This window comes from Sinorhizobium americanum (assembly GCF_001651855.1).
GTDB lineage: Bacteria > Pseudomonadota > Alphaproteobacteria > Rhizobiales > Rhizobiaceae > Sinorhizobium > Sinorhizobium americanum.
On record NZ_LNQC01000053.1, the window covers coordinates 277,908 to 300,365 of the forward strand.

The following is a 22,458-nucleotide window of genomic DNA, read 5'->3' on the forward strand; positions in this document are numbered from 1 at the left end:
CTTTATGGGCGTGCGGGCGTAGGACGAACTGCGCGCCCTTGCGGTGCGGGTGAACCCCGCAAGTTATGATCGGCGATACGGCGGTCGCCGGCTCACCCGCCTGGACACAGTGGCGGCACCACAGCATCGCGCGCGAGTCGGAAGCGGTGGACCGCCGGAACAAAAGCCCGGGCCATATGGTTTGTCGACCCGAAGGGACGCACAAGGAGAAACTTCTGATGAAAGCTATGCTCCTCAAGAGTGCTGTTGCTCTGGGTCTTGGAATCGGCGCCGTAGCTCTCCCTGCTGCAGCGGAAGACACGTCCAGAAATAGCGCAGTGACCGGCGCCGCGGGCGGAGCCGCCGCGGGCGCGGTCGTCGGCGGTCCGGTCGGAGCCGCTGTTGGTGGCGTCGCAGGCGCGATCGCCGGAGCGGTCATCGACCCGCCACCGCCGAAGGTGATTGCCTATGTCGAAGCGCAGCCGCTTCCGGCACAGCCAGTCGTCATCCAGGAACAGGTCGTGGTCGGCAAGCCCTTGCCTGAGACGGTCGTTCTTACCCCGGTACCCGAAGATACCCGGTATGCCTATGCGGTCGTGAACGAGCGGCGGGTCATCGCCGACCCGAAAAGCCGCACGGTGGTACAGGTCATACAATAAACCTAATTTGCCCGGTGAGCTTCCGAGCTCGCCGGGTGAACGCCAAAGCGTCCACTAGTGCCGCTATCGGATCCGAGTGGCCTTGATGCCCGGTGCGCCCCTGTCGGTCCACTCCACAGCCGCAACGGCCGAACCGAAAAGAAGGGCAGGTATCGCCAGAGCGCTGAAGAATTTCAGCATCTGAAGGCGACGAGTCCGCTTTCCGTCCCAGTCATAAACCATCCTCTGTCCTCTCCACCCAGGAATATTAGCTGAAGATAAAACCAGAGAAATACCTAGAGGTCGAGTCCCTTTGCTGATGCAACTCTTGACAGAATTTTACGCCCGTACATGTTACGGGAAGCGGATCGCCATTCTTGCCCGCGCCTTAGCGGCTTCTTCCTCGCGGTTGCGCGGCGGGTGCGAAGTCTCCAGCGTTTCGAGCAGTTCGCGGGCGCAGGCTGCGATCGAGCTGACGGCTTGCTCGAACGCCGCTTCATTGCGCTTCGACGGCTTGGTCGTGCCGCTCAGTTTGCGCACGAACTGCAGTGCGGCATCGCGGATCTCCTCGTCCGTGGCCGGCGGATCGAAATTGAAGAGGGGTTTGATGTTTCGGCACATGGCTTGCTCCCGATCATCGTCGTCGCTTCAGGTCACATTCCGCTAGCGACTTGTGCGGCAGGCGTTGACACGCATCATCCCGCATCTTTTCAAAAATGGATGCGTTTGGGTAGCGCGCAAGTTGCCCTTCATCGCGAAACGCTTGAGCGGGCCGGTTACCCCAGCGTTACGGTCGGGCGAAGGTGACAGGGGCATGCGCCGCGGACATGGTAGCCATGACTTGTAGGCGGGGGGTCCCATCGCCATATCACATCAGACCACTTCCACAACTTTCGCTATGAGAAACGCGCATTGTTTGCCGCCGCGAATTGTCGCGCGCCAAGGAGACGTCATGCAAGTGCTGAAAACTGTTGAAGAAATGAATGTGAGGGAACTGGCGGACCTGATGTCGGCCGTAGCCGACGCCCTGGAGTCAGCCGCCGACGAAGCCGAGGAGGACGGCGACGCGCGCGCTGTTGCGAACTCGATGTCGCTCGCATGCAGCCTGCGCGGCTGCTCCTCCGGTCTTGAAGCGTGCGACCTGAAGGCGGCCGAACTGCTCCTGGAGCAGGGGATCACGTTCGTCCACCTCTTGAACAGCCGGAAGAACGGCCCGGGCACCCTGCATTAGCGACGGGCCGCGAAGTTGGGCCTGCCAGGCATTTCTGCGGACGTGCGCGAGAAGTTGCTGGCCCCTTCAAATTTCAAGGGATTCTCAACGCACGGCGGAACCGGAGAGGGAGCCGTCGCATTCTTCGTGAGGACGAACGAAGGAGGGTCCAGTGAAAGGCTTGTTGGCCGGACTTTGCGGGTTCGCGCTGTCGCTTGCGCTCTTCCTGAGTGGAGCGGCTGTCGCAACGTTCATCCTCAACGGGAACCCGGCACGCGAGCCGCGGCTCGACATGAATCAGTCGGAAATCTGGGCCGAGCAGCCGCGCGCCGTGAATCCGGCGGCTCAGCACTTCGAGCGGCTCCCCGCCCGCGCGGCGGCAAGTGATGTCTCTCCTAGAGCGCCTGCGGTGACCGAAAACGGCGAAGAGCCGGCCGTGAGCCCGCCTTCAGAACGCATCGCGATCACAAAAGGCAAAGAGGCATTGGAGGACTTCCCGGAACCCGCGGTGACCACGCAAGGCAAGGAGGTCGTAGAAGACCTTCCTTCGGAACCCGAGGTGACCGCAAGGGACACCGGGGACGAGAAGGAACGTCCTTCTCTGGATTCGATGGCCACCGGCTCAGTTCAAACGATGCCCAGCGAGGAGCAGCCGGTGTCGGCGACCGAGCCGACGGCGCATGTCGAATGGTGTGCAAACCGCTATCGGTCCTACCGTGCCGGCGACAACAGCTACACATCCTTTAGCGGCGGACCGCGGACCTGCGTTTCTCCCTATATGAACGCGGCCGGAACCCCGTCGGAAGATGTATCGCCGGAGCCAACCCCTGAGGAAAGCGTCGAGGATTTTCCAGCCGAGATGGACCTCTCGGCCGATGCGACGAACCTGTCGTTCGAACATGTCGAATATTGCTTTAGTCGATACCGCTCGTACCGCCCGGAAGACAACACCTACCAACCCTATGATGGCGGGCCGCGCCGTCAGTGCCGATAAGCCGAGATGTTGCGGAGAAGTTAAAGCGGAATAGCCCTATCGCGGCAGCGTCCCCCCCCGCGATAGGGCCGGGTTTCCTCTACATCGCGTTGACCATGGTGCAGAGTTGCGCGATGGTCATTGCGCCGCCTGTGGCCGCAGTGCCCGCCGCCGACCCGGACGAGGTCGATCCGGTGGTGGTGCTCGCAGTGGTTTCGCCCGAAACCTGGGGTGTAGTTCCGGCCGCCGACCCACTTGCATTGCCTGATGCACTTCCGGCCCCCGCTGCCGATGCGGTTTGCATTGTGTTGCAATCCTGCTTGATCTGGTTCTGCTGCTCGGCCGTCAGCTTCGACCAGTTCCCCTTGATTTCATCCTGGCTGCGCAAGCTCGTCCCTGAAGCGTCAGAGAAGAGGGCGTTGCGTACCGGATCCGACCATTTCGACGTGGTGCTCCTTTCCGCTTCGTTCATCTGCATCATCCCCGGCGCTCCCGAGCTGCTCCCGGAAGGAGAGGCAGAGGTCGTCCCTGATGCGGAGCCTGCAGTGCCACCACCCGATGTTGACCCTGAACTGCTTTGAGCGAAGGCGGCGGATGCCATTGCAAGCGAGATGGCCGCGGCCAGAAGATAATTGTTTTTCATATGCGTTGTCCTTCTTATTAGCGCGCACAACGCGCAGCGCATCGAACCGGCCGGTGACGGGAAGGTTCCACCTCTTTCGATTCCAGTTGGTGCCCTCCGCCGCGGTCCGGACCTCACGAGGATCCGCTTTTCTTCCGCCACCTTGCAAAACAACTTTACATCCACCGTTTCCTTTGGTTTGTGAGGCACAGCCTTTCGTCTCGACCGCTTGGAGGAACAGAATGAAGTTGTTGCGTTACGGACCCGAAGGGGCAGAAAAGCCGGGCGTCCTGGACGGTGCCGGCCGAATTCGCGATCTCTCGGCGGTGATCACCGACGTCGCCGGTCCGGCAATCGCCGATTTCGGCTGGGCGCGCGGTCTCGACGTCGAAGGCCTTCCGCTGGTGGAGGGCGCGCCCCGGCTCGGCCCCTGCGTCGCCGGTAGCGGCAAGTTCATCTGCATCGGCCTCAACTACGCCGACCATGCGGCAGAGTCCGGCCTTGACGTTCCGCCTGAGCCGGTGGTCTTCATGAAGGCCACCTCGGCGATCGTCGGTCCGAATGACAATGTCATCATCCCGCGCGGTTCGGTCGCGACCGATTGGGAAGTCGAACTCGGCGTGGTGATCGGCAAGAAGGCCAAATACGTGGGCCGCGACGAAGCGATGGACCACGTCGCCGGCTATTGCGTCATCAACGACGTCTCGGAACGCGATTACCAGATCAAGCGCTCCGGCCAATGGACCAAGGGCAAGTCCTGCGACTCCTTCGGTCCGACCGGTCCCTGGCTCGTCACCCGCGACGAGATCGCCGATCCGCAAAGCCTCGCGATGTGGCTGAAGATCAATGGTGAGACGAAGCAGAATGGCTCGACCGAGACAATGGTCTACGGCGTCTCCTATCTGGTCAGCTATCTTTCGCAGTTCATGACGCTCCATCCGGGTGACATCATCTCGACCGGTACGCCGCCCGGCGTCGGCATGGGCTTCAAGCCGCCGCAATACCTGAAGGCCGGCGACGTCATCGAACTCGGCATCGAAGGGCTCGGCAAGCAGAAGCAGACGGTCGTTGCGGACGACTGATATTGCCGGGGGCGCCCCTTGAGGGCGCCGCCGGGTCTAGGCCTTCAGCCGTCCCTGCCGCTTTAGCTGCTGCTCGCGGAAGAAGATGAAGAGGCCGGAGGCGACGATGAGACCGGCGCCGAGCACCATCGGCAGGCGCGGCGTGTCGCCGAAGATCAGCCAGCCGAAGACGATGGCCCAGAAGAGCAGCGTATATTGCAGCGGCGCCACCGTCGCGGCGTCGGCGAGCTTCAGCGCCCGGTTGACGAGCACATGGGCGATCATGGCGACGACGCCGAGCAGGCAGAGGAGCGCCGTGTCGAGCGGCTTCAGCGGCGTCCAGTCGAAAGGCGCCCAGAGGAGGCCGGCAAGCGCCGCCCCGACCAGCTGCCAGAAGGCGAGCGTCGTATCCGGCGTGCCGCGCAGCGAGCGGCCGGACACCATCATGAAGGCGAAGCACATGCTGCCGAGGATCGAGATCAGCGCCGGCAGGGTCAGCGCCTCAGAAGAAGGTTCGAGTGCGATGAGGACGCCGACGAAACCGAAGGCGATCGCCGTCCAGCGCCGCCAGCCGACATGTTCCTTCAACAGGAGCGGCGAGGCGGCCGCCACATAGATCGGCGCTGCCAGCCAGTAGGTCATGACGTCGGCAAGCGGCAGGTAGACGACGGCGAAATAGAAGGCGAAGACCTCCGCCGTCGACGCAACGACGCGGGCGACCTGGAGCCACGGCCGCTCGATGGCGAAAAGTTTGCGAGCCCCGCCGAGCCAGAGGAAAGGGACAAGCAGGATCGCCGCGGCGAGACTGCGGATCAGCACGACCTGACCGACCGAATAGGTTGCGACCAGCCACTTGCCCATGACGTCGTTGAGCGAAAACATCAGCATGCCGGAAAGCATGACCAGCACGCCGGTGCGGGTGGCGTTTGATGCGGTGGATAGGGCGGCGGGCGCGGTCTCGACGGCCATGGCGGAGTCCTCGTGGAGTGCTTAGCCCTTGGCATATTCCGGCGCCGCAATCCATGCATCGTTCTTGATCGACTCATCAGCGTTGCAAATGAGACGTCAAGCTGACCCGCTGGTGCTAGCCGGCCAAGCGCATGTCGGTCGCGGTGAGGTCGCCGTAGAGCTCCGCATACTTGGCCGCACTGTGGCGCCAGGAAGAGTCGGTCTTCATCCCCTGCCGCTGCAGGCTCTCCCAGACGCGCCGGTGCCGGAAGAGCTTGAGGGCGCGGCGCAGCGCGTGCCGCAATCCCTCCGTATCGACCGGGGAGAACTGTACTCCGGTGGCGGCCTGCGCCTGGAGCGCGGCGACATTGGCGTCGATGATCGTTTCCGACAGGCCCCCGGTTCGTGCCACGATCGGGACGCAGCCGTATCGAAGCGCATAGAGCTGCGTCAGCCCGCAGGGTTCGAAGCGCGAGGGAACGAGCATGGCGTCGGCGCCGGCATGGATCTTGTGGGCGATCTGCTCCTCATAGCCGAGCCTCATGGCGACGTGGTGCGGGAACCGCCGGGCGGCGTCGAGAAAGGCGTATTCGATGTCCGCGTCGCCGTTGCCATGCACGATCAGCCGGCCGTCCATCGCGACGATTTCGTCGACGACGGCTGCGAGAAGATCCATGCCCTTCTGCCAAGTCAGCCTGTTGATGCTGGCGAAGACCGGACCGCGCGTATGCGGCAGTCCGAAGAGCTCGAGCAGCGCCTCGCGGTTCGGCAGCCGCCGGAGTGGCGTTCTCGCCGAATAGGAATACTCGATATAGGGGTCTATGGAGGGATCCCATACGTCGACGTCGATCCCGTTAACGATGCCGACGACGTCTTGATGGCGCGCATTCACCACCCCTTCGAGTCCCATCCCGAAGGTCGGGGTCATGATCTCGCGCGCATAGGTGGGGCTGACCACGGTGATGGCGTCCGCGGCCTGCAGGCCGCCCTTCAAATATCCGAGATCGCCATAATATTCGACGCCATCGATGGAATAAGCCTCGTCCGGCAGGCCGAGTTCGGAGAAGAGATGGGCGGGAAACTGCCCCTGGAAGGCGATGTTATGGACGGTCAGGACGCGCGGGATCGGCACGTCCTCTGCGTATTTGGCGTAGACCAGGCTCAAGGCGGCGTGCCAGTCGTGCGCGTGAATGATGTCCGGCCGCCAGTGCTGCACGAGTCCGCCCGCGATCTGCGATGCGACCAGGGAGAAGGCGGCGAAACGCTTCCAATTGTCCGGATAGTCCACCCCGTGCTCATCCGTATAGGGACCGCCCGATCTGTAGAAGAACCCCGGCGCATCGAGCACGAAGAGCTCCAACCCCGCGGCGCGTCCGGCAAGCAGCGTCGCCTCTTCTCCGAAAAGATAATCGTAGCGGGCAACCGGTGTCGCGGCCTCCAGAGCCTCGATGACGGAGGCGTAGCCCGGGATCAGCGTGCGTGTACGAATCCCGTGCGATTTCAACACCTTCGGGAGTGAACCGGCAACATCGGCCAGCCCGCCGGTCTTCACCAACGGGAAAATCTCAGCCGTCACGGAGAGAAGGTTCATGGATCTTATTTCCGGAAAATTGTGTTGGCCTATGCCGGCCAATCGCCGCCCCACTTTGCACTTCCTTCAACACGAAGCCCGTGGGCAAAGTTCCGCCGCGAAATCGAAATTTTTGGAGGAGCGGCTGCGGGGAGCGGCGACCGGGTCATTCGCCTGCGGATTTGCCGTGAGCGACCTCAACACCGACCTGCTTTGGGAGTACACTTCGGCGGTCGCGCGCTCGTTCCATGTGCCCAACATGAAGGAGACAGGTGATGACTTTCAGCTTGATGAGCCCCGCCTTCGCGGAAGGCCAGCCGATCCCGAAAAAACACACGCGTTTCGGCGAGAACATCTTTCCGCCGTTGAAATGGACGGGTACGCCCGAGGGAACGCAGAGCTTCGCGTTGATCGTCGAGGATCCGGACGCCGTCAGGGGAGTGTTCCGGCATTGCGCCATCATCAACATTCCCGGCAACTGGACCGAGCTGTCGCAGGCTGTCGATACCGGCCCGGAACATGCCATCAAGTTCATCCGGAACGACTTCGGCAACGCGCGCTATGATGGGCCGCAGCCGCCGGCGGGGACGGGCCTGCATCACTATCACTTCAAGCTCGCCGCGCTGGATACCCGCAACATGTCGATCTCGGACGATGTCGGGGCGGTGCAGGCCTGGGCCGGGGCTCGAAAACACCGGATCGCTGAGGCGGTTTTGATCGGCACCTTTCAGGGTTGACGCTCGGGCGCTAGCGTCGACCACCTCAGCCTTCGAAAATTAGGCTCGCCGGGAACCAACCTCGGCGGTCGCGGTTTCGTGCCCATTCCGTCCGCGATCAAGGAGTGTTGCGATGGCCAAGAAACCCTCTGCGCCGAACGATTCGAAGCAGGCCACCATTCATGACCAGAAAGCGACCCGCGGCAACGGGGGCGAGCTGCACCAGGTTGCCCAAGGCGCCACTCCCGTCTTGACCACCGCGCAAGGGGGACCGGTGGCCGACGATCAGAACAGCCTGCGCGCCGGCGAGCGTGGCCCGACATTGATCGAGGATTTTCATTTCCGCGAGAAGATCTTTCACTTCGACCACGAGCGTATCCCGGAGCGCGTCGTGCACGCCCGCGGCTACGGCGCCCATGGCTTCTTCGAGACGTATGAATCGCTTGCCGCCTATACTCGGGCGGATCTGTTTCAGCGGGCCGGAGAGAAGACACCGGCCTTCGTGCGCTTCTCGACGGTGGCCGGCAGCAAGGGCTCCTTCGATCTGGCGCGCGACGTGCGCGGCTTTGCCGTCAAGATCTACACCAAGGAGGGCAACTGGGACCTCGTCGGCAACAACATCCCGGTCTTCTTCATCCAGGACGCGATCAAGTTTCCGGACGTCATTCACTCGGTGAAGCCGGAGCCGGACCGGGAGTTCCCGCAGGCGCAGTCGGCGCATGACAATTTCTGGGACTTCATCAGCCTGACCCCGGAGAGCATGCACATGATCATGTGGGTCATGTCAGACCGGGCCATCCCGCGGTCCTTCCGCTTCATGGAAGGATTCGGCGTTCACACCTTCCGCTTCGTCAATGCCAAGGACGAGTCGACCTTTGTCAAGTTCCACTGGAAGCCGAAGCTCGGACTGCAGTCGGTCGCCTGGAACGAGGCGGTGAAGATCAACGGCGCGGATCCGGACTTCCACCGCCGCGACCTGTGGCAGGCGATCCAGTCCGGCAACTTCCCGGAGTGGGAGCTGCATGTGCAGCTCTTCGATCAGGCCTTTGCTGACAAGTTCGACTTCGACATTCTTGATCCGACCAAGATCATCCCAGAGGAGGTCCTGCCGACGAAGCCGGTCGGGCGGCTGGTGCTCGATCGCATGCCGGAGAATTTCTTCGCCGAGACCGAGCAGGTCGCCTTCATGACCCAGAACGTGCCGCCGGGCATCGACTTCAGCGACGACCCGCTGCTGCAGGGGCGCAACTTCTCCTATCTCGACACGCAGCTGAAGCGACTCGGCAGTCCGAATTTCACGCATCTGCCGATCAATGCGCCCAAATGTCCCTTCCAGCACTTCCAGCAGGACGGCCACATGGCGATGCGCAATCCGGTCGGGCGGGTGAACTACCAGCCGAATTCCTGGGGCGAGGGGCCGCGCGAGTCGCCGATGAAGGGTTTCCGCCATTTCGCATCAGAGGAGCAGGGACCGAAGCTGCGCATCCGGGCCGAGAGCTTCGCGGACCACTATAGCCAGGCCCGCCAGTTCTTCATCAGCCAGACGCCGCCCGAGCAGCGCCATATCGCCGATGCGCTGACCTTCGAATTGAGCAAGGTGGAGACGCGTGTCATACGCGAGCGAATGGTCGCCCATCTCCTCAACATCGACGAGACGCTCGGCAAGAAAGTCGGCCATGCGCTCGGCCTCAAGACGATGCCGAAGCCGGCCGAAGCCGCCGTCGCCACCCGGCAGGATCTCGATCCGTCGCCGGCGCTCAGCATCATTGAGCGTGGTCCGAAGCGCTTTGAGGGCCGCAAGCTCGGAATTCTGGCGACGGACGGTGCGGATGCGGCGCTGCTCGACGCCCTGATCGCTGAGGTCACGGAGCAAAAGGCGGCCTTCGAGCTGATCGCCCCGAAGGTCGGCGGCTTCACCGCCTCGGACGGAAAGTGGGTCGCAGCTCACCAGATGCTCGATGGCGGCCCATCCGTGCTCTACGATGCGGTGGTGCTTCTCCCTTCGGCAGAGGCAGTCGCCGATCTGATTGATGTCTCTACTGCTCGCGATTTCGTGGCCGATGCCTTCGCCCACTGCAAGTATATCGGCTTTGTGGGTGCGGCACGTCCCCTCCTAGAGAGGGCCGGCATTGCAGACACCCTCGACGAGGGAACGATCGAGCTCACCGATGCGGGCAGCATCGCCCCCTTCTTCAAGGAACTCGGCAAGCTGCGCGTCTGGGCCAGGGAACCGGCCGTGAAGCTGAAGTAGGTCGGCAAGGGAGTGGACGATGCCGTCACCAGCGCATGGAAAACCGACCAAGGCGGCCGGGCGGCCGCGCCCTGGGAGAAACGCAAGGGCGGCCACGGACGCTGCATCCGCCGGCGCCTTCGCGCTGCCGGTCAGCACCGCGCCAATGGAGGCCCGCTCGGCGACCGAGCTTCCGAGCGGCGGGGCATGGCAGTATGAGCCCAAATGGGACGGTTTCCGCTGCCTTGCCTTCAAATCCGGCGAAGAGGTTGATCTCCGGGCCAAATCGGGCAAGCCGCTCGGGCGGTTTTTCCCGGAGGTTACCGCCCTCTTGCGCCGGCTGGACGCTCCGCAATTCGTCCTCGACGGTGAACTCGTGATCGAAGTCGACGGGCGTCTTTCCTTCGACGCCCTGCAGATGCGCCTGCATCCGGCGGCAAGCCGCGTCGCGAAGCTCTCGCAACAAACGCCGGCCCGCCTCATCCTGTTCGACATGCTGGTGGATGCGACGGGGGCAGTTCTGACCGATAAGCCTCTTCCCGCCCGGAGAGCGGCACTCGAGGCCTTCGCGGCCAAGAACGCCGTCCCGGACAAGCTCGAGCTTTCACCCTTCACGCTGGACCGGCAGGAGGCCGAGCGGTGGCTTACCTCGTGGGAGGCGGGCGCTACCGACGGGGTCGTCGCCAAGCGGCGCAACGGGCCTTACGAATGCGGCGAGCGCGCGATGGTGAAGGTCAAACGCCTGAAGACCGCCGATTGCGTCGTCGGCGGCTTTCGCTACGAGAGCGACAGCAACGAGGTCGGCTCCCTCCTGCTTGGGCTTTACGACAGCGACGGAACGCTGGACCATGTCGGTTTTACCGCAACGATTTCGGACAAGGAGCGCCCTGCATTGACATGTCGGCTCCAGGCTCTGCGGGAGCCGCCCGGCTTTACCGGCAAGGCACCCGGCGGCCCGAGCCGCTGGAGCACCGAGCGCAGCGGCGAATGGGAACCGGTCCGTCCGGAGCTCGTGGTCGAGGTACGCTTCGATCACGTCAGCAGCCGCCGCTTCCGCCATGGCACGAAGCTGATGCGCTGGCGTCCCGACAAGGACCCGCGCCAATGCACCTATGAGCAGATCGAGCCGCGCTGACAGGCCAAAGCGCGCCGCGTGAAAATGTATTCACGCGGCGCGCTTTGGCCTTTGTTTTGTGCATGTCGTCATCCCAAAACCGCTGCACACTTTTGGGCGACATGCATTAGAACTTGCGGCTGAGGAAGCGCGAGTTCTCCAGCCCGAAGCGCCACGGGTGCTCGACGGCTTTGGAGATTCCGACGCGAAGGCCGGTTGAGACGGGCGGCCGCTTCGTTGGCGGGCTCAGTTGGAAGGGCTTTCCGTCGAGCGGCAAGCCGTCCTGTTCCTTGCCGATCGCGAGCGCCTGGCCGACCCGTCCGGGGCCGGAACAGAGCAACCTGTCTTGCGCAACACCGCGCCGCTCCCGCATTGTTTCCAGCCCCCATCTCGGCTCGATGGCGCGGATGAGTACGGCGCTGCCGGGCAGGCAGACGAAATTCAGGCACCAATGAAGACCGTAGGAGAGATAGACATAGGCATGCGCCGGTGCGCCGAACATTGAGCGGTTGCGGTTCGTGGCACCGGCGAAACTGTGGGAGGCGGCATCGTCGGGAAGATAGGCCTCCGTCTCAACGATGATGCCGCCGATGCCGGAAACGGTGAATTCGGCGCCAATCAGATCGGCGGCGACCGTGATGGCGTCACGGGCAAAGAAGCTGTCGTCCCACTGCAATCGATAGGCTCCCCGATCCAGGCCGGTGTTATGTAGCCTCATATTTCAGGCTCGCCAACGTTGCGCCCCGGAATCTTGCGCAGCCACAGAGAACTTTCCGCGAACATCCAAAGCATGTAGGGTTGACTCGAGACCATAAAAAGGAGCCGAGACATATGGCGCAACGCGCGGGCAATGCGGATCTGCCGCTGCATGGCGGCCGGGTCCCGAAGTGGCTCGGCGACCGGATGACACGGCTCGGCAGGCTGATCACGGAAGCGATCGTTCATCATTATGGACGGGATGAATTCCTGAGGCGGCTTGCCCACCCGTTCTGGTTCCAGTCCTTCGGCGCGGTGATGGGCATGGACTGGCATTCGTCGGGGATCACCACCAGCGTGATCGGCGCTCTGAAGCGCGGCCTGACTCCGCTTTCAGGCGAACTCGGCATTCACGTCTGCGGCGGCCGTGGCCAGCATTCACGAAAGACCCCCGGCGAACTTGTCATCATCGGCGACCGAATCGGCTTCGACGGTGCGAGGCTTGCCGAGACAAGCCGCCTCGTCGCCAAGGTCGACAGTGCCGCCGTTCAGGACGGCTTCGATCTCTACCTTCACGGCTTCATCGTCACGGACGACGCGAAATGGGTCGTCGTCCAGCAGGGCATGAACGGCGACCGGCGGCAGGCGAGGCGTTATCACTGGCATTCCGAAGGCCTGGAGAGCTTCGTCGACTCTCCACATGCGGCGATCGAGGGGCGGGAGCAGGGCAAGATCATCAACCTTGCGGACCGGCGCGCCGGCGCCTCGCGGGCAAGCCAGCTCGATCTCCTGGGCGCGCTCGGACCCGATGGGCTCGTGCGCGAGCTGGCGACAATCGAGGCCCGCGGAGCGGGACTTGCGGCGCCGGCCCAGCCGCTGCTGCCGCACCTCTTCATGCCGGCCCATCACGATGTGCGCGAAAGCGACGTGAACATGCGGCGCCTGCACGGCAATTTCGCCGCCGCCGCCGATCGCGGGCCGAAGGATTTCGAGGAACTGCTGCTCGTGCCGGGTGTCGGCGCGCGAACCGTCAAGGCGCTCGCCATGGTCGCCGAGGTGGTGCACGGCACGCCGTGCCGCTTTTCCGACCCGGCGCGATTTTCGCTTGCCCATGGCGGCAAGGACCGTCACCCCTTCCCGGTGCCCCTCAAGGTCTATGACGAGACGATCAAGGTGATGAAATCGGCAGTGCAGAAGGGACGGCTTGGGCGAGAGGAGGAACTCGCCGCCTTGAGACGTCTCGACGAGCAGTCGCGCCGGATGGAGCGCTACGTCACCGGTCCGGACCTCAAGGAGATTGTTGCCGGCGAGTTCAGAAATTCTGCCCGCCTTGGCGGTCGGAGCGTGTTCGGCTGGGAGCGGGAGGTCGAGGAAAACCAAAGGCAGGATGCCGCCATCAAGCGCCGCACCCGCGACTGAACTCGCGGGAACAATCACCGGACCGGTCGATTAGGTGGGTGAGTGTTGCGAGACAGCCCAACCCGAAGGAGGTTCCCGTGAGCGCTTCGAAGACCACGACCGATCACGACACGATCCGCAAATGGGCAGAGAGCCGCGACGGCCACCCGGCACGCGTCAAGGGGGCATCCAACGGCGGTCTGCTGCGCATCGACTTCGGCAAGCCCGAAGAGAGGCTGGAGGAAATCTCCTGGGAGGATTTCTTCAGGATATTCGACGAGAACAAGCTGGCCTTCCTCTTCCAGGACCGGACCGCGGAGGGGAAAGTCAGCCGCTTCTTCAAGTTCATCGACCGCGACTGAGCGCGGATGCTTGCAAGCTACCCGTCCTTGGCCCGCCAGCCGTGCCCACGCGTGTCCCAGCGTCGGCGAAACTGCCGGATCAAGCCGATCGGCGCGCAGAAGCGCTGTTACCGGGTCGCAACAAGCCTTTCGATCTCCTCCAGGCGCGCCCTCAGCGTCTGAATTTCCTCCCGCTTTTCCGCGACCACATCCTTTGCCGTCTCGATCCGGTCGGCGCCGGGGACGGTGCCGATGGCGGTATGCGCCTCGGTCGCAATCGCATCGATCTGCGCCTCGAGCTCGGCGATGCGCTCTTGCATGTCGCTGATCTGTTGCCGGACCGTACCTCCGGTCTCTCCCGCATGACGTTCCGATGCATCGATCGGTTCGTCGATACCAGGCGGGTCGAGAGGGCGTGCCACGGTCGAGGATCGCGCTTCTCCGTGCTTGGTCATGGCTGGTCTCCCATAAGCGCTCTAAACTCCGCGCAGCCTCCGTTGTTCCGGTGGGCTGATGCGGATTTCGGCGCTTCTTTTCACGTCGTTTGGAACTTCCTCTCGCAAGGTCCGTTTTTATGAATCATGTCCGGGAGGGATTCGATGCATGCACAGGAGTGCCTGGAGCTTCATTTCGATCTGATGAGCGGTAGAGCGCTGCTCTGCTGTGGCGACAAGGATTATGTCTTGCCTGATTTCTATCCCACGAAAGAAACGGCAAGGATCGCTGCCCAGCAATTCGCCTGGGAAAAGCTCGGTTGGAAGGACCGAGCGCGCGAATTTCGGCAGGCTTCCGAGTTGCCCGTGTGGCTGCGCTGAGCCGCTGATAGAGCCCGATGGGCAAGGGCAGTAAAAAGACGGCGAAATGGTCGCAAGAGGTGACGGCGCATAGCAACGCGCTGGACATCGAGCCCGGTATTTTTGCCTCGGATGATCCGCGGAAGATTGCACGTTCCCTGAAACGCTCGGCTGAAGCGAGCGACCGCCGTAAATCGAGCGCTTTCCGATCCGCGATGTCCATGCTCAGCTTCTATATCAACAGGGCAGGTTCTGGATTGGCCGACGAACAGCGGCGCGTCCTCGAAAACGCGAAGGACGAACTCAGGACGGATTTCGGGCGGGAGCCCCCAGGCTGAACCGGGAGACGAGGGATTTCATGGCACTCACGCTCTATTACTGGGACGGAATTCCCGGCCGCGGCGAATTTGTGCGTCTCGCATTGGAGGAGGCAGGCGCCGATTATGTCGATGCGGCGCGCCAGCCTGGCGGCACTGCTGCCATGCTGAAGTTGATGAAGGATGCCGGCGGTGCCGCCACCCCTTTCGCGCCGCCCTTTCTCGTCGATGGCGAATTGCTCATCGCCCATGTCGCCAATATTCTGTTCTATCTCGGCCCAAGGCTGGGGCTGGTGCCCGAGGATGAGGGCCTGCGCCATGTTGCCAACGGTCTGCAACTGACGGTGACGGATCTCGTTGCGGAAATCCACGACACGCACCATCCGATCGGCGTGTCGCTCTATTACGAGGAGCAGAAGCCGGAAGCGTCGAGGCGCGCGGAGAACTTCCTGTCCGAGCGGCTGCCGAAATATCTGGGCTATTTCGAACACGTCCTCATGCAAAACCCCGAAGGCCCGCAGCATAGCGTCGGCGGGCGACTGAGCTATGTCGATCTTTCACTGTTCCACCTGGTCGAGGGGCTCCGCTATGCGTTTCCGAACGCGGTGCGTGCCAATGAGGAGCATCTGCCGACGCTGATTGCGCTGCATGATGCGGTCGCGGCGCGACCGCGGATCATGAGCTATCTGGCTTCCGACAGGCGCTTGCCCTTCAACGAGTCCTGTATTTTCCGCCGCTATCCCGAACTCGACCGACCGTCCTGAGCTGCTAGTCGACGCGGCCGGCGATTTGGGCGAGGTCTTTGACGAAACGCGCGCGTTCTGCCGCGGCGTCGTCTCTGTTCTGGATCCTCAGAAGATAAGAGGGGTGGATCGTGACGAGCACCTGGTATCCGGTGGGCGTAGCGATCAGGTCGCCGCGGTTTTTCATCACGCCGGCGCGGCGTCCGAGCAGCGCCGAAAGCGCCGTTGCACCCAGCGCGACGACGACCTCGGGGTGCAGCTTCTCAAGCTCCGCGCCGAGCCACCAGGAGCAGCGCTGGATCTCGCCCGCGTTGGGTCGCGAATGCAGGCGGCGCTTGCCGCGTTGCTCGAACTTGAAATGCTTGACGGCATTGGTGAGATAGCAGCTCGAGCGATCGATGCCTGCCTCATGCAGGCACTCGTCGAGGATACGTCCCGCCGGGCCGACGAAGGGCCGTCCCGCCAGATCCTCGCGATCGCCGGGCTGTTCGCCGACAAGGACGACGCGGGCCTTGCCCGGTCCCTCGCCAAACACGAGCTGCGTCGCATGCTTATAGAGGTCGCAACGCTCGCAGCCCTCGGCCTGCTCGCGCAACGCTGCAATGGAGGGCGCATCAGCATGCTCGCCGGAGAGGGACGGACCCATTTTTACTGGTTCAGTCGGCATGGCTTTCAAGACACGAGCCTCGGTCCATTTCAATCGTGCAACCGGCTAAACCGACGGGCTCGGACCATGTTCCGTTCGCTATGTCAATTGGACCGGACGGCAGCAACGATGCTTGGGCCCGGCAACTCACGTCCGTCCAAATTATGTGCGCCGAATATCGGCTCGCCGCGGATCGGCGGAACGGCGGCTTTGCCCGCGGAGAGATTGGCGCGCAACTCGAGCACCGTGCCGCCGAACGACCAGTCGACGGCGACAATGCCGTCGCGAGCGGAATGGACCTCGAAACTCGGAAAGTTGCATTGTCTCATCAGCGGCGCGATGTGCCGCTGCCGGATATCGGCGAGGTCGCGCATGAAAGCGAGGTGAGTCCTGCCGGCCGCGCTCTCGGCGCGTTCCCAGCAAAGCTTCGAAGCGGCAAAGGTCTCGGGATCAATCGGATCGGGAAGATCTTCTGCCGTCTTGCCAGGCGGCATGCCGCCGAATTTCTCGGCTTCCTCTTGCCGCCCGCCCCGAACGGCCGCGCCGAGTTCGCCCGCATAGTCGGCGAAAAACAGGAACGGCTGGCTTTCCCCGTATTCCTCGCCCATGAAGAGCAGCGGAATCTGCGGCGAAAGCATCAGCATCGCTGTCATCACGTTCAGCTGGTCAATCCTGGCGAGCGAGACGAGGCGCTCGCCGAAGGCGCGGTTGCCGATCTGGTCGTGGTTCTGCAGGAAGCTCACGCGCGCCTGCGGCGGCACTTCGCCCTCAGAGAGGGACTCGATCGTTTCGGTCGAGGCGAAGCCGTCGGTCATGGCCTCGCGCGTCGCCTGCCAGCGGCGCGCTGCAAAGGGCCGATAGAAGCCCCTGTCTTCGCCCGTTGCGATGACATGGAGGCCGTGGTGAAAATCGTCGTTCCACCCGGCAGTGAAGAGAGCGATAGTCCCGTCGCCGTTGCGCCGCACCAGATTGCGCCGGCGGTCAGCATCCTCGACGACCAGATGGACGTTGCGGTCGGCAAAAGTCTCCTGCACCTCGCGCGCCAAGGCGGCAAGAAAATGCGGCTCGCTCGTGTCCCTTATCTGGTCCGTCGCATCGAGGCGCAGCCCGTCGAAGCGGAAGTCACCGAGCCAATAGAGCGCGTTGTCGATGAAGAAGCGGCGCACGGCGGGTTCCTCGAAGGCGATCGACGCACCCCATGGGGTCGGCCGATCGCCGTTGAAGAAGCGGCTGGCGTAACGGGGGAGGCTGTTGCCCTCCGGTCCGAAGTGATTGTAGACGACGTCGAGCAGGACCATCATGCCGAGCCCGTGCGCCGCATCGACCAGCGCCTTCAGATCGTCGGGGGTGCCATAGGCATGGTGCGGCGCATAGGGCAGAACGCCGTCGTAGCCCCAGCCGCGCTCGCCTTGAAACTCCGCGACCGGCATGATCTCGATGGCGGTAATCCCGGCTTCGGCTAGATGCGGTAACCGCTCGGCCGCCGCTCTAAAGGTGCCCTCCGGCGTAAAACAGCCGACATGCAGCTCGGAGATGATTGCCTCTTCCCATGGCCGCCCGCGCCAGGAGGAAGCCTTCCACTGGTAGGCCGACCGATCGACGAGCATCGACGGGCCGGAAACTCCCTCCGGCTGGGCGCGAGAGGCAGGATCGGCGACGCGGGTCCCGTCGGAAAGTTCGAACCAGTAGCGGTCGCCTACCCGGGCCCGGGCAGAGACTTCGAACCAGCCGCTGTCGAGCGCGCGCATCGAGTGCGATACATCGGCAAGAACGAGGCGGACCGCCTGCTCGTCGGGCGCCCACAGGCGAAAATGTGCGACGTCGTCCGAGGTGAGCTCGGCGCCCCAGGTCTTCCGGACAAGATCGGGCATTCGTCTTCCTTGCTGCTAGCGAGATCGGCAAGAAACGAGAACTGCGTGGACGGGTCGAAGGTTCCGCGGCGACCGCTCGTCTCCGAGGGGCGGCAGGAACAAAGTTGCCGTCATCGGCGTTGCCCCCTCACTTCCACGACGCTGCAGGGGGCGCGACAACACGAATGAATGTGGCTTTCTCCGAACTCGATTTTCTGAAGCCGGAGCTCGGCGCCGAATACACCGGCCAGGGCACCCATTTTGCGGTGTTTTCCGCACATGCCGAAAAAATCGAGCTGTGTCTCTTTTCCGAGGATGGCAGCAAGGAAACGGCCCGCCTGCCGCTGCCGAAGCGGGAGGGCGACATCTGGTCGGGATATATCGAGGGGCTGGGCCCGGGCACGCTTTACGGCTACCGCGCTTATGGTCCCTACGACCCGCACAACGGACATCGCTTCAATCCGAACAAGCTGCTTCTCGATCCCTATGCCAAGCACGTGGCGGGCGAGTTCGTCTGGGACGACGCGCTGTTCGGCTACACGATCGGCAGCCCGCAGGGCGATCTTTCCTTCGACGAGCGCGACAGCGCTCCATTTACGGTCAAGAGCGTCGTCCAGGATCCGAACTTCGACTGGGACGGCGAGGAGGCGATACGCCGGCCCTGGACAGAAACGATCATCTACGAGACTCACCTGCGCGGCATGACCATGACGCATCCGGGCGTGCCGGAGGAATTGCGCGGCACCTTTCTCGGCATGGCAAGCGATCCGATCATCGATCATCTGATCAAGCTCGGCGTCTCCGCGGTGGAGCTTCTGCCGGTGCAGTATTTCCTCGACGACCGCTATCTCACCGAGCGAAGCCTCAGGAATTACTGGGGTTACCAGCCGCTCGGCTATTTCGCGCCGCATGCGCGCTACATGAAGGGCACCAGGATCACCGAGTTCAAGACGATGGTGAAGCGTTTCCACGCCGCCGGCATCGAGGTTCTGATGGACGTCGTCTACAACCATACGGCCGAGGGTTCGGAACAGGGGCCGACGCTCAGCTTCCGAGGTCTCGATAATCTCAGCTATTACCGCCAGTCGCCGGAGCAGCCTAGGCACACCTATGACATGACCGGCACCGGCAACACGCTGAACGTCGCGCATCCGATGGTGTTGCGCATGGTGCTTGACAGCCTCCGCTACTGGGTGGGCGTCATGCACATCGACGGCTTCCGTTTCGATCTGGCGAGCGCCCTCGGGCGCGAAGACATGGAATTCGACCGCGAGGGCGGTTTCTTCGACGCGATCAGGCAAGACCCGATCCTGGCGGGCGTCAAGCTCATCGCCGAGCCGTGGGATATCGGCGATGGCGGCTATCAGCTCGGCGGTTTCCCGCCGCCCTTCCGCGAGTGGAACGATCGCTTCCGCGACGATGTCCGCCGCTTCTGGAAGGGTGACGGCGGCGTCGCCCCGGTGCTCGCCGAGCGGCTCACCGGCTCGCCGGTCCAGTTCAATCATTCCGGCCGGGCCGCGACCACCTCCGTCAATCTCTTGAGCGCCCATGACGGCTTCACGCTGATGGACACCGTCTCCTATGCGGAGAAGCACAACGAGGCAAATGGCGAAGACAATCGCGACGGCCACTCGGACAATCATTCGGACAATATGGGCGCCGAGGGGCCGACCGATGATCCCGGGATCGACGAGGCGCGCCGGCGACGCCGCCGTGCCATGGTCGCCACCCTGATGATGAGCCAGGGCGTTCCGATGATCCTCGGCGGCGACGAACTCGGCAACAGCCAGCGCGGCAACAACAACGCCTATTGCCAGGACAACGAGATCGGCTGGATCGACTGGAACGGCTCTGACGAGGCCTTTCTTACCTTCTGCCGCAAGATGACGGCCTTCCGCCGGGAGAACCCGGTGCTGCGCCAGGAGAATTTCCTGGAAGGAGCCACCGACGAGCACGGACGCATCGAGATCGCCTGGTACAAGCCCGACGGCAACCGGATGGACGAGCCGGCATGGGGCGACGGCGAATTGCGCATCCTCGGCGTCTATCTCTGCCAGCTCTCACCCGCCGAGGCGCCGGCGGGGGAGATCTTTCTTGTCTTTAACGCCGGCGGCGACTGCGACGTCGCGCTTCCGCCCGCGCACGGGGCGCAAGGCTGGCGGTGGGCGCTGAATACGGCCGAAGACGACGCCTTTGCCGAGACCGTTGCCAAGGAGCGGGAAACAATCCGTGCGCAGAGCGTCGCCGCTTTCGTTCCACAAGACTCTGGCGAGTAGGAGGCGCCACCAACTGCGCTTGCGGGCGCGTAGAAAGGAGGCAGCAGTGCAAAATCCGCGTCAGCCGGGTCAGACTCCGCCACCGCCGCCGAGGGATCCGGAACCGCCTATCGGCGAACCTGAACCCGATCGCCTTCCGGACGAGGCGCCGCTACCGAATCCCGACGAGAATCCGGAGCCGCCTCGCTATGGCGGCGGCTCCGGCGATCGATGCTGGAATAGGGTTTGAGCCATGGAACAAATGGGCGGTCGTCCCGTTTGCATTTTGCCGACACGGCTTTCATCAGCGAGGTAAGGGACATGGAACACGACAGGGAAGAGCTCATCAAGCGCAGGGCTTACGCGATCTGGGAGCAGGAGGGCCGTCCCGACGGCGAACACCAGCGCCATTGGGAGCAGGCAGCGCGGGAAATGGAAGGGCAAGGCACGCCCAGCCCCAATGGAGGCGACAGCCTCGAGACCGAGGGAACGACGAATGCCGTGTCGACCCCGAAGCCGCCCACGCCCCGCACAAAAAATGCCAGGAACGGAGCGCGAGCGCACTGAAATGCCGCTTCCCAGCTGTCTGATTCGGCGTGGCCCCGGACGGCCTGGCTGGATCAGACAGCACCTTCCGAGAAAAGGAGCAGGACAATGCATGTATCGGAGATCATGAGCAGGGACGTTCATCTCGCGACCCCCAACGACACGATCAGAGATGTGGCGCGGCAGATGGCGGACAACGACATTGGCTTCATGCCGGTCGAGGACCATGACCGCCTCGTCGGCATGGTGACGGACCGCGACATCGTCGTGCGCGGCGTGGCGGACGGGCTCGATCCGCAGGCGAAAGTGCGGGATGTGATGACGACCGACGTCAAATATTGCTTCGAGGACGAAGAGGTCGACGACGTGGCGCGGAACATGGGTGACATCCAGGTGCGGCGCCTACCCGTCGTCAGTCGCGACAAGCGCCTCGTCGGCATCGTGTCCTTGGCGGACGCCGCGCGGGAGCAGCCCGCCGTGGCGGGGACGGGCCTGAAGGGCGTGACCATGCCTGGCGGCGAGCACAATCAGGCCGGGCGGCACTGACGCGCTCCCCTGAAAATTGAATTGGCGCCGTGAAGGGCGCCAAGCCATGGAGGCAGCATGCCGCAAAAACAGGATAACGGAGAGCTCGGGAAGGGTGGTCCCACAGAGCGGCGCCCGCGCCGCACATCCCAGTCGCCGGATGTATCGTGGCCGGCTCGTCGCCTGGGCCCGCAGCCGCAAAGGACGGCAGATCTGCAATCGCTGCAGCCGGAGAATGCTTCCGGCGAAGACCACATAGCGGACGCCTCGGACGTCGGCGGCGGCGCCCAGGACCTACGCGCCGGAATGTCGGTCGACCCGCCACAACCTTCGCCGCGCGATTTCAGCGGCGGCGCTCAACCGACCAGGCCGAAACACGACCAAGGCCGAACGGTACAGGAAACCGCAACTCAGGAGCATCAGGAAAGCAGTGACGAAGGAACGGGCGGCGAAGCCTGGAACAGGATCCTTGGCAATACGACCAATGCCGGGATGCTTCGCCTGCTTGCGGCGATCGGCCTTTTCATTCTCGTGGCGGGGACCTTCTTCTGGCTCGTCACTTGATGCACGGGGGATCTAGCGTAGAACCGCAATGGCGGAGAAAGTGAATGTCGTTTCTGCGTGACCACGGACTGAGCATTACACTGACCATCCTCACCGCCGCAACCATCGCGGGCATGATATTCGCCGGCGCTCATGCCTTCAATCAAGAGGCGATCATGCACGGCGAAGCCACCGTGACGGTCGCCGATTATCTCTTCACTGGCCACTTCCTGTCCGCTCTATTCGAAAACTGGGAGAGCGAATTTCTGCAGATGGCGGCCTATGTGTGCCTTACGGCGTTCCTCTACCAGCGCGGCTCGGCCGAATCCAAGGACCCGGACGCCCTTCAGGACGAAGTGGATGAAGATGCTTTCAAGAAGAAGGATGATCCGAAGGCACCCTGGCCCGTTCGGCAAGGGCCGTTGATCAGGACACTCTATTCCTATTCGCTGGGCATCGTGCTTGCCGGACTGTTCGTCCTGAGCTTTGTTTTCCATCTGCGCGCCAGCGCAGCGGCGGCGAACATCGAGGCGATGCGTCATGGCGAGCCGCCTGTTGGCCTCTGGACGCGACTGGCCGATGCCGAGTTCTGGTTCGAGTGTTTTCAGAACTGGCAATCGGAGTTCCTGTCCACACTGCTGCTGGTTCTGCTCTCCATTTTCTTGCGTTTCCGCGGATCGCCGGAGTCGAAGCCAGTCGCTGCGCCGTTAAGCGCAACCGGAAAGTAGAGGCCAGAAACGTTT

The 22,458-nt window shown here is 63.2% G+C and carries 26 protein-coding genes; 19 read left to right on the forward strand and 7 right to left on the reverse strand.

The features are described 5' to 3' along the window. The first annotated feature begins 218 nt into the window (after positions 1–218). Positions 219–638: a DUF1236 domain-containing protein gene (locus ATC00_RS15195; protein WP_082912358.1), complete on the forward strand. Its 420-nt coding sequence runs from the start codon at positions 219–221 to the stop codon at positions 636–638. A 333-nt stretch (positions 639–971) separates the two neighbouring features. Here the strand turns inward: ATC00_RS15195 and ATC00_RS15200 are convergent, their stop codons facing one another. Continuing rightward, positions 972–1,238 (reverse strand): DUF2277 domain-containing protein, encoded by a 267-nt coding sequence (locus tag ATC00_RS15200; protein WP_037384122.1) that lies wholly within the window; start codon positions 1,236–1,238, stop codon positions 972–974. Between the two features lie 331 nt (positions 1,239–1,569). On the opposite strand from ATC00_RS15200, the gene ATC00_RS15205 reads away from it, so the two are divergent. From ATC00_RS15205 to ATC00_RS15220, 4 genes are all read left to right on the forward strand, one after another. Then, positions 1,570–1,848: a hypothetical protein gene (locus ATC00_RS15205; RefSeq protein ID WP_037384125.1), complete on the forward strand. Its 279-nt coding sequence runs from the start codon at positions 1,570–1,572 to the stop codon at positions 1,846–1,848. A gap of 151 nt (positions 1,849–1,999) precedes the next feature. Beyond that, positions 2,000–2,821 (forward strand): BA14K family protein, encoded by an 822-nt coding sequence (locus ATC00_RS15210; RefSeq protein WP_064253426.1) that lies wholly within the window; start codon positions 2,000–2,002, stop codon positions 2,819–2,821. 113 nt (positions 2,822–2,934) lie between these two features. After that, a complete protein-coding gene (locus ATC00_RS15215; protein WP_153045216.1) occupies positions 2,935–3,381 on the forward strand; it encodes a hypothetical protein in 447 nt (148 codons plus the stop codon). Positions 3,382–3,664: 283 nt separating this feature from the next. Further along, entirely contained in the window at positions 3,665–4,504 is an 840-nt protein-coding gene (locus ATC00_RS15220; RefSeq protein WP_064253428.1) for a fumarylacetoacetate hydrolase family protein, read from the forward strand. Positions 4,505–4,540: 36 nt separating this feature from the next. On the opposite strand, the gene ATC00_RS15225 is transcribed toward ATC00_RS15220, so the two are convergent. Both ATC00_RS15225 and glgA read right to left on the reverse strand, forming a co-directional pair. Beyond that, on the reverse strand, positions 4,541–5,452 hold the full coding sequence (locus ATC00_RS15225; protein ID WP_064253429.1) for a DMT family transporter: 912 nt from the start codon (positions 5,450–5,452) through the stop codon (positions 4,541–4,543). Between the two features lie 115 nt (positions 5,453–5,567). After that, the gene (gene glgA, locus ATC00_RS15230; protein ID WP_064253430.1) at positions 5,568–7,022 is read right to left on the reverse strand and encodes a glycogen synthase GlgA; all 1,455 of its coding nucleotides are present in this window, start codon (positions 7,020–7,022) and stop codon (positions 5,568–5,570) included. A 254-nt stretch (positions 7,023–7,276) separates the two neighbouring features. Here glgA and ATC00_RS15235 point away from each other — a divergent pair, with 254 nt between their 5' ends. From ATC00_RS15235 to ATC00_RS15245, 3 genes are all read left to right on the forward strand, one after another. Continuing rightward, on the forward strand, positions 7,277–7,738 hold the full coding sequence (locus ATC00_RS15235; RefSeq protein ID WP_064253431.1) for a YbhB/YbcL family Raf kinase inhibitor-like protein: 462 nt from the start codon (positions 7,277–7,279) through the stop codon (positions 7,736–7,738). A 112-nt stretch (positions 7,739–7,850) separates the two neighbouring features. Next, on the forward strand, positions 7,851–9,968 hold the full coding sequence (katE, locus tag ATC00_RS15240) for a catalase (protein ID WP_064253432.1): 2,118 nt from the start codon (positions 7,851–7,853) through the stop codon (positions 9,966–9,968). Positions 9,969–9,987: 19 nt separating this feature from the next. Further along, positions 9,988–11,082 carry an ATP-dependent DNA ligase gene (locus ATC00_RS15245; protein WP_064253433.1) on the forward strand — a complete coding sequence of 365 codons (1,095 nt, stop codon included), beginning with the start codon at positions 9,988–9,990 and terminating at the stop codon, positions 11,080–11,082. A gap of 106 nt (positions 11,083–11,188) precedes the next feature. On the opposite strand, the gene ATC00_RS15250 is transcribed toward ATC00_RS15245, so the two are convergent. Further along, positions 11,189–11,779, reverse strand: coding sequence for a DNA-3-methyladenine glycosylase (locus tag ATC00_RS15250; RefSeq protein WP_064253434.1), 591 nt, complete (start codon positions 11,777–11,779; stop codon positions 11,189–11,191). A 113-nt stretch (positions 11,780–11,892) separates the two neighbouring features. Here ATC00_RS15250 and ATC00_RS15255 point away from each other — a divergent pair, with 113 nt between their 5' ends. Then, positions 11,893–13,176, forward strand: coding sequence for a DUF763 domain-containing protein (locus tag ATC00_RS15255; protein ID WP_064253435.1), 1,284 nt, complete (start codon positions 11,893–11,895; stop codon positions 13,174–13,176). Positions 13,177–13,253: 77 nt separating this feature from the next. Next, the gene (locus tag ATC00_RS15260) at positions 13,254–13,517 is read left to right on the forward strand and encodes a hypothetical protein (protein ID WP_037384156.1); all 264 of its coding nucleotides are present in this window, start codon (positions 13,254–13,256) and stop codon (positions 13,515–13,517) included. Positions 13,518–13,624: 107 nt separating this feature from the next. Here the strand turns inward: ATC00_RS15260 and ATC00_RS15265 are convergent, their stop codons facing one another. Continuing rightward, positions 13,625–13,951, reverse strand: a complete 327-nt coding sequence (locus ATC00_RS15265; RefSeq protein ID WP_064253436.1) for a hypothetical protein — start codon at positions 13,949–13,951, stop codon at positions 13,625–13,627. A 144-nt stretch (positions 13,952–14,095) separates the two neighbouring features. On the opposite strand from ATC00_RS15265, the gene ATC00_RS15270 reads away from it, so the two are divergent. From ATC00_RS15270 to ATC00_RS15280, 3 genes are read left to right on the forward strand one after another with little or no spacing between them, the layout of a single operon-like run. Beyond that, positions 14,096–14,311 (forward strand): hypothetical protein, encoded by a 216-nt coding sequence (locus ATC00_RS15270; RefSeq protein WP_037384162.1) that lies wholly within the window; start codon positions 14,096–14,098, stop codon positions 14,309–14,311. Between the two features lie 17 nt (positions 14,312–14,328). Then, entirely contained in the window at positions 14,329–14,628 is a 300-nt protein-coding gene (locus ATC00_RS15275; RefSeq protein WP_037384165.1) for a DUF3175 domain-containing protein, read from the forward strand. Positions 14,629–14,648: 20 nt separating this feature from the next. Next, positions 14,649–15,371, forward strand: coding sequence for a glutathione S-transferase (locus ATC00_RS15280; RefSeq protein WP_064253437.1), 723 nt, complete (start codon positions 14,649–14,651; stop codon positions 15,369–15,371). 4 nt (positions 15,372–15,375) lie between these two features. Here the strand turns inward: ATC00_RS15280 and ATC00_RS15285 are convergent, their stop codons facing one another. Both ATC00_RS15285 and treZ read right to left on the reverse strand, forming a co-directional pair. Beyond that, complete coding sequence (locus tag ATC00_RS15285; RefSeq protein ID WP_064253438.1) at positions 15,376–16,017, reverse strand: UdgX family uracil-DNA binding protein; 642 nt, start codon at positions 16,015–16,017, stop codon at positions 15,376–15,378. Positions 16,018–16,100: 83 nt separating this feature from the next. Next, a complete protein-coding gene (treZ, locus tag ATC00_RS15290) occupies positions 16,101–17,867 on the reverse strand; it encodes a malto-oligosyltrehalose trehalohydrolase (RefSeq protein WP_064253439.1) in 1,767 nt (588 codons plus the stop codon). Between the two features lie 164 nt (positions 17,868–18,031). On the opposite strand from treZ, the gene glgX reads away from it, so the two are divergent. The 6 genes from glgX (at position 18,032) to ATC00_RS15315 (ending at position 22,443) form a co-directional block, all read left to right on the forward strand. After that, complete coding sequence (glgX, locus tag ATC00_RS15295; protein ID WP_064253440.1) at positions 18,032–20,122, forward strand: glycogen debranching protein GlgX; 2,091 nt, start codon at positions 18,032–18,034, stop codon at positions 20,120–20,122. Between the two features lie 46 nt (positions 20,123–20,168). After that, positions 20,169–20,351 carry a hypothetical protein gene (locus tag ATC00_RS33950; protein ID WP_072642909.1) on the forward strand — a complete coding sequence of 61 codons (183 nt, stop codon included), beginning with the start codon at positions 20,169–20,171 and terminating at the stop codon, positions 20,349–20,351. A gap of 53 nt (positions 20,352–20,404) precedes the next feature. Beyond that, positions 20,405–20,668 carry a DUF2934 domain-containing protein gene (locus ATC00_RS15300; protein WP_161951911.1) on the forward strand — a complete coding sequence of 88 codons (264 nt, stop codon included), beginning with the start codon at positions 20,405–20,407 and terminating at the stop codon, positions 20,666–20,668. Positions 20,669–20,755: 87 nt separating this feature from the next. Continuing rightward, positions 20,756–21,193 (forward strand): CBS domain-containing protein, encoded by a 438-nt coding sequence (locus tag ATC00_RS15305; RefSeq protein WP_037384175.1) that lies wholly within the window; start codon positions 20,756–20,758, stop codon positions 21,191–21,193. A 57-nt stretch (positions 21,194–21,250) separates the two neighbouring features. Beyond that, positions 21,251–21,736 (forward strand): hypothetical protein, encoded by a 486-nt coding sequence (locus ATC00_RS15310; RefSeq protein ID WP_082912350.1) that lies wholly within the window; start codon positions 21,251–21,253, stop codon positions 21,734–21,736. A gap of 44 nt (positions 21,737–21,780) precedes the next feature. Further along, positions 21,781–22,443: a DUF6766 family protein gene (locus tag ATC00_RS15315; protein WP_064253441.1), complete on the forward strand. Its 663-nt coding sequence runs from the start codon at positions 21,781–21,783 to the stop codon at positions 22,441–22,443. The last annotated feature ends 15 nt before the right edge of the window (positions 22,444–22,458 follow it).

Coding starts and splice junctions, on each gene's coding strand:
- ATC00_RS15305 (WP_037384175.1), top strand. CDS start 20,756: ATGCATGTATCGGAGATCATGAGCAGGGACGTTCATCTCGCGACCCCC.
- ATC00_RS15310 (WP_082912350.1), top strand. CDS start 21,251: ATGCCGCAAAAACAGGATAACGGAGAGCTCGGGAAGGGTGGTCCCACA.
- ATC00_RS15195 (WP_082912358.1), top strand. CDS start 219: ATGAAAGCTATGCTCCTCAAGAGTGCTGTTGCTCTGGGTCTTGGAATC.
- treZ (WP_064253439.1), bottom strand. CDS start 17,867: ATGCCCGATCTTGTCCGGAAGACCTGGGGCGCCGAGCTCACCTCGGAC.
- ATC00_RS15265 (WP_064253436.1), bottom strand. CDS start 13,951: ATGACCAAGCACGGAGAAGCGCGATCCTCGACCGTGGCACGCCCTCTC.
- glgA (WP_064253430.1), bottom strand. CDS start 7,022: ATGAACCTTCTCTCCGTGACGGCTGAGATTTTCCCGTTGGTGAAGACC.
- ATC00_RS15245 (WP_064253433.1), top strand. CDS start 9,988: ATGCCGTCACCAGCGCATGGAAAACCGACCAAGGCGGCCGGGCGGCCG.
- ATC00_RS15280 (WP_064253437.1), top strand. CDS start 14,649: ATGGCACTCACGCTCTATTACTGGGACGGAATTCCCGGCCGCGGCGAA.
- ATC00_RS15205 (WP_037384125.1), top strand. CDS start 1,570: ATGCAAGTGCTGAAAACTGTTGAAGAAATGAATGTGAGGGAACTGGCG.
- ATC00_RS15235 (WP_064253431.1), top strand. CDS start 7,277: ATGACTTTCAGCTTGATGAGCCCCGCCTTCGCGGAAGGCCAGCCGATC.
- ATC00_RS15275 (WP_037384165.1), top strand. CDS start 14,329: ATGGGCAAGGGCAGTAAAAAGACGGCGAAATGGTCGCAAGAGGTGACG.
- ATC00_RS15250 (WP_064253434.1), bottom strand. CDS start 11,779: ATGAGGCTACATAACACCGGCCTGGATCGGGGAGCCTATCGATTGCAG.
- katE (WP_064253432.1), top strand. CDS start 7,851: ATGGCCAAGAAACCCTCTGCGCCGAACGATTCGAAGCAGGCCACCATT.
- ATC00_RS15200 (WP_037384122.1), bottom strand. CDS start 1,238: ATGTGCCGAAACATCAAACCCCTCTTCAATTTCGATCCGCCGGCCACG.
- ATC00_RS15315 (WP_064253441.1), top strand. CDS start 21,781: ATGTCGTTTCTGCGTGACCACGGACTGAGCATTACACTGACCATCCTC.
- ATC00_RS15225 (WP_064253429.1), bottom strand. CDS start 5,452: ATGGCCGTCGAGACCGCGCCCGCCGCCCTATCCACCGCATCAAACGCC.
- ATC00_RS15255 (WP_064253435.1), top strand. CDS start 11,893: ATGGCGCAACGCGCGGGCAATGCGGATCTGCCGCTGCATGGCGGCCGG.
- ATC00_RS15215 (WP_153045216.1), top strand. CDS start 2,935: ATGGTCATTGCGCCGCCTGTGGCCGCAGTGCCCGCCGCCGACCCGGAC.
- ATC00_RS15220 (WP_064253428.1), top strand. CDS start 3,665: ATGAAGTTGTTGCGTTACGGACCCGAAGGGGCAGAAAAGCCGGGCGTC.
- glgX (WP_064253440.1), top strand. CDS start 18,032: ATGAATGTGGCTTTCTCCGAACTCGATTTTCTGAAGCCGGAGCTCGGC.
- ATC00_RS15285 (WP_064253438.1), bottom strand. CDS start 16,017: ATGCCGACTGAACCAGTAAAAATGGGTCCGTCCCTCTCCGGCGAGCAT.
- ATC00_RS15270 (WP_037384162.1), top strand. CDS start 14,096: ATGCATGCACAGGAGTGCCTGGAGCTTCATTTCGATCTGATGAGCGGT.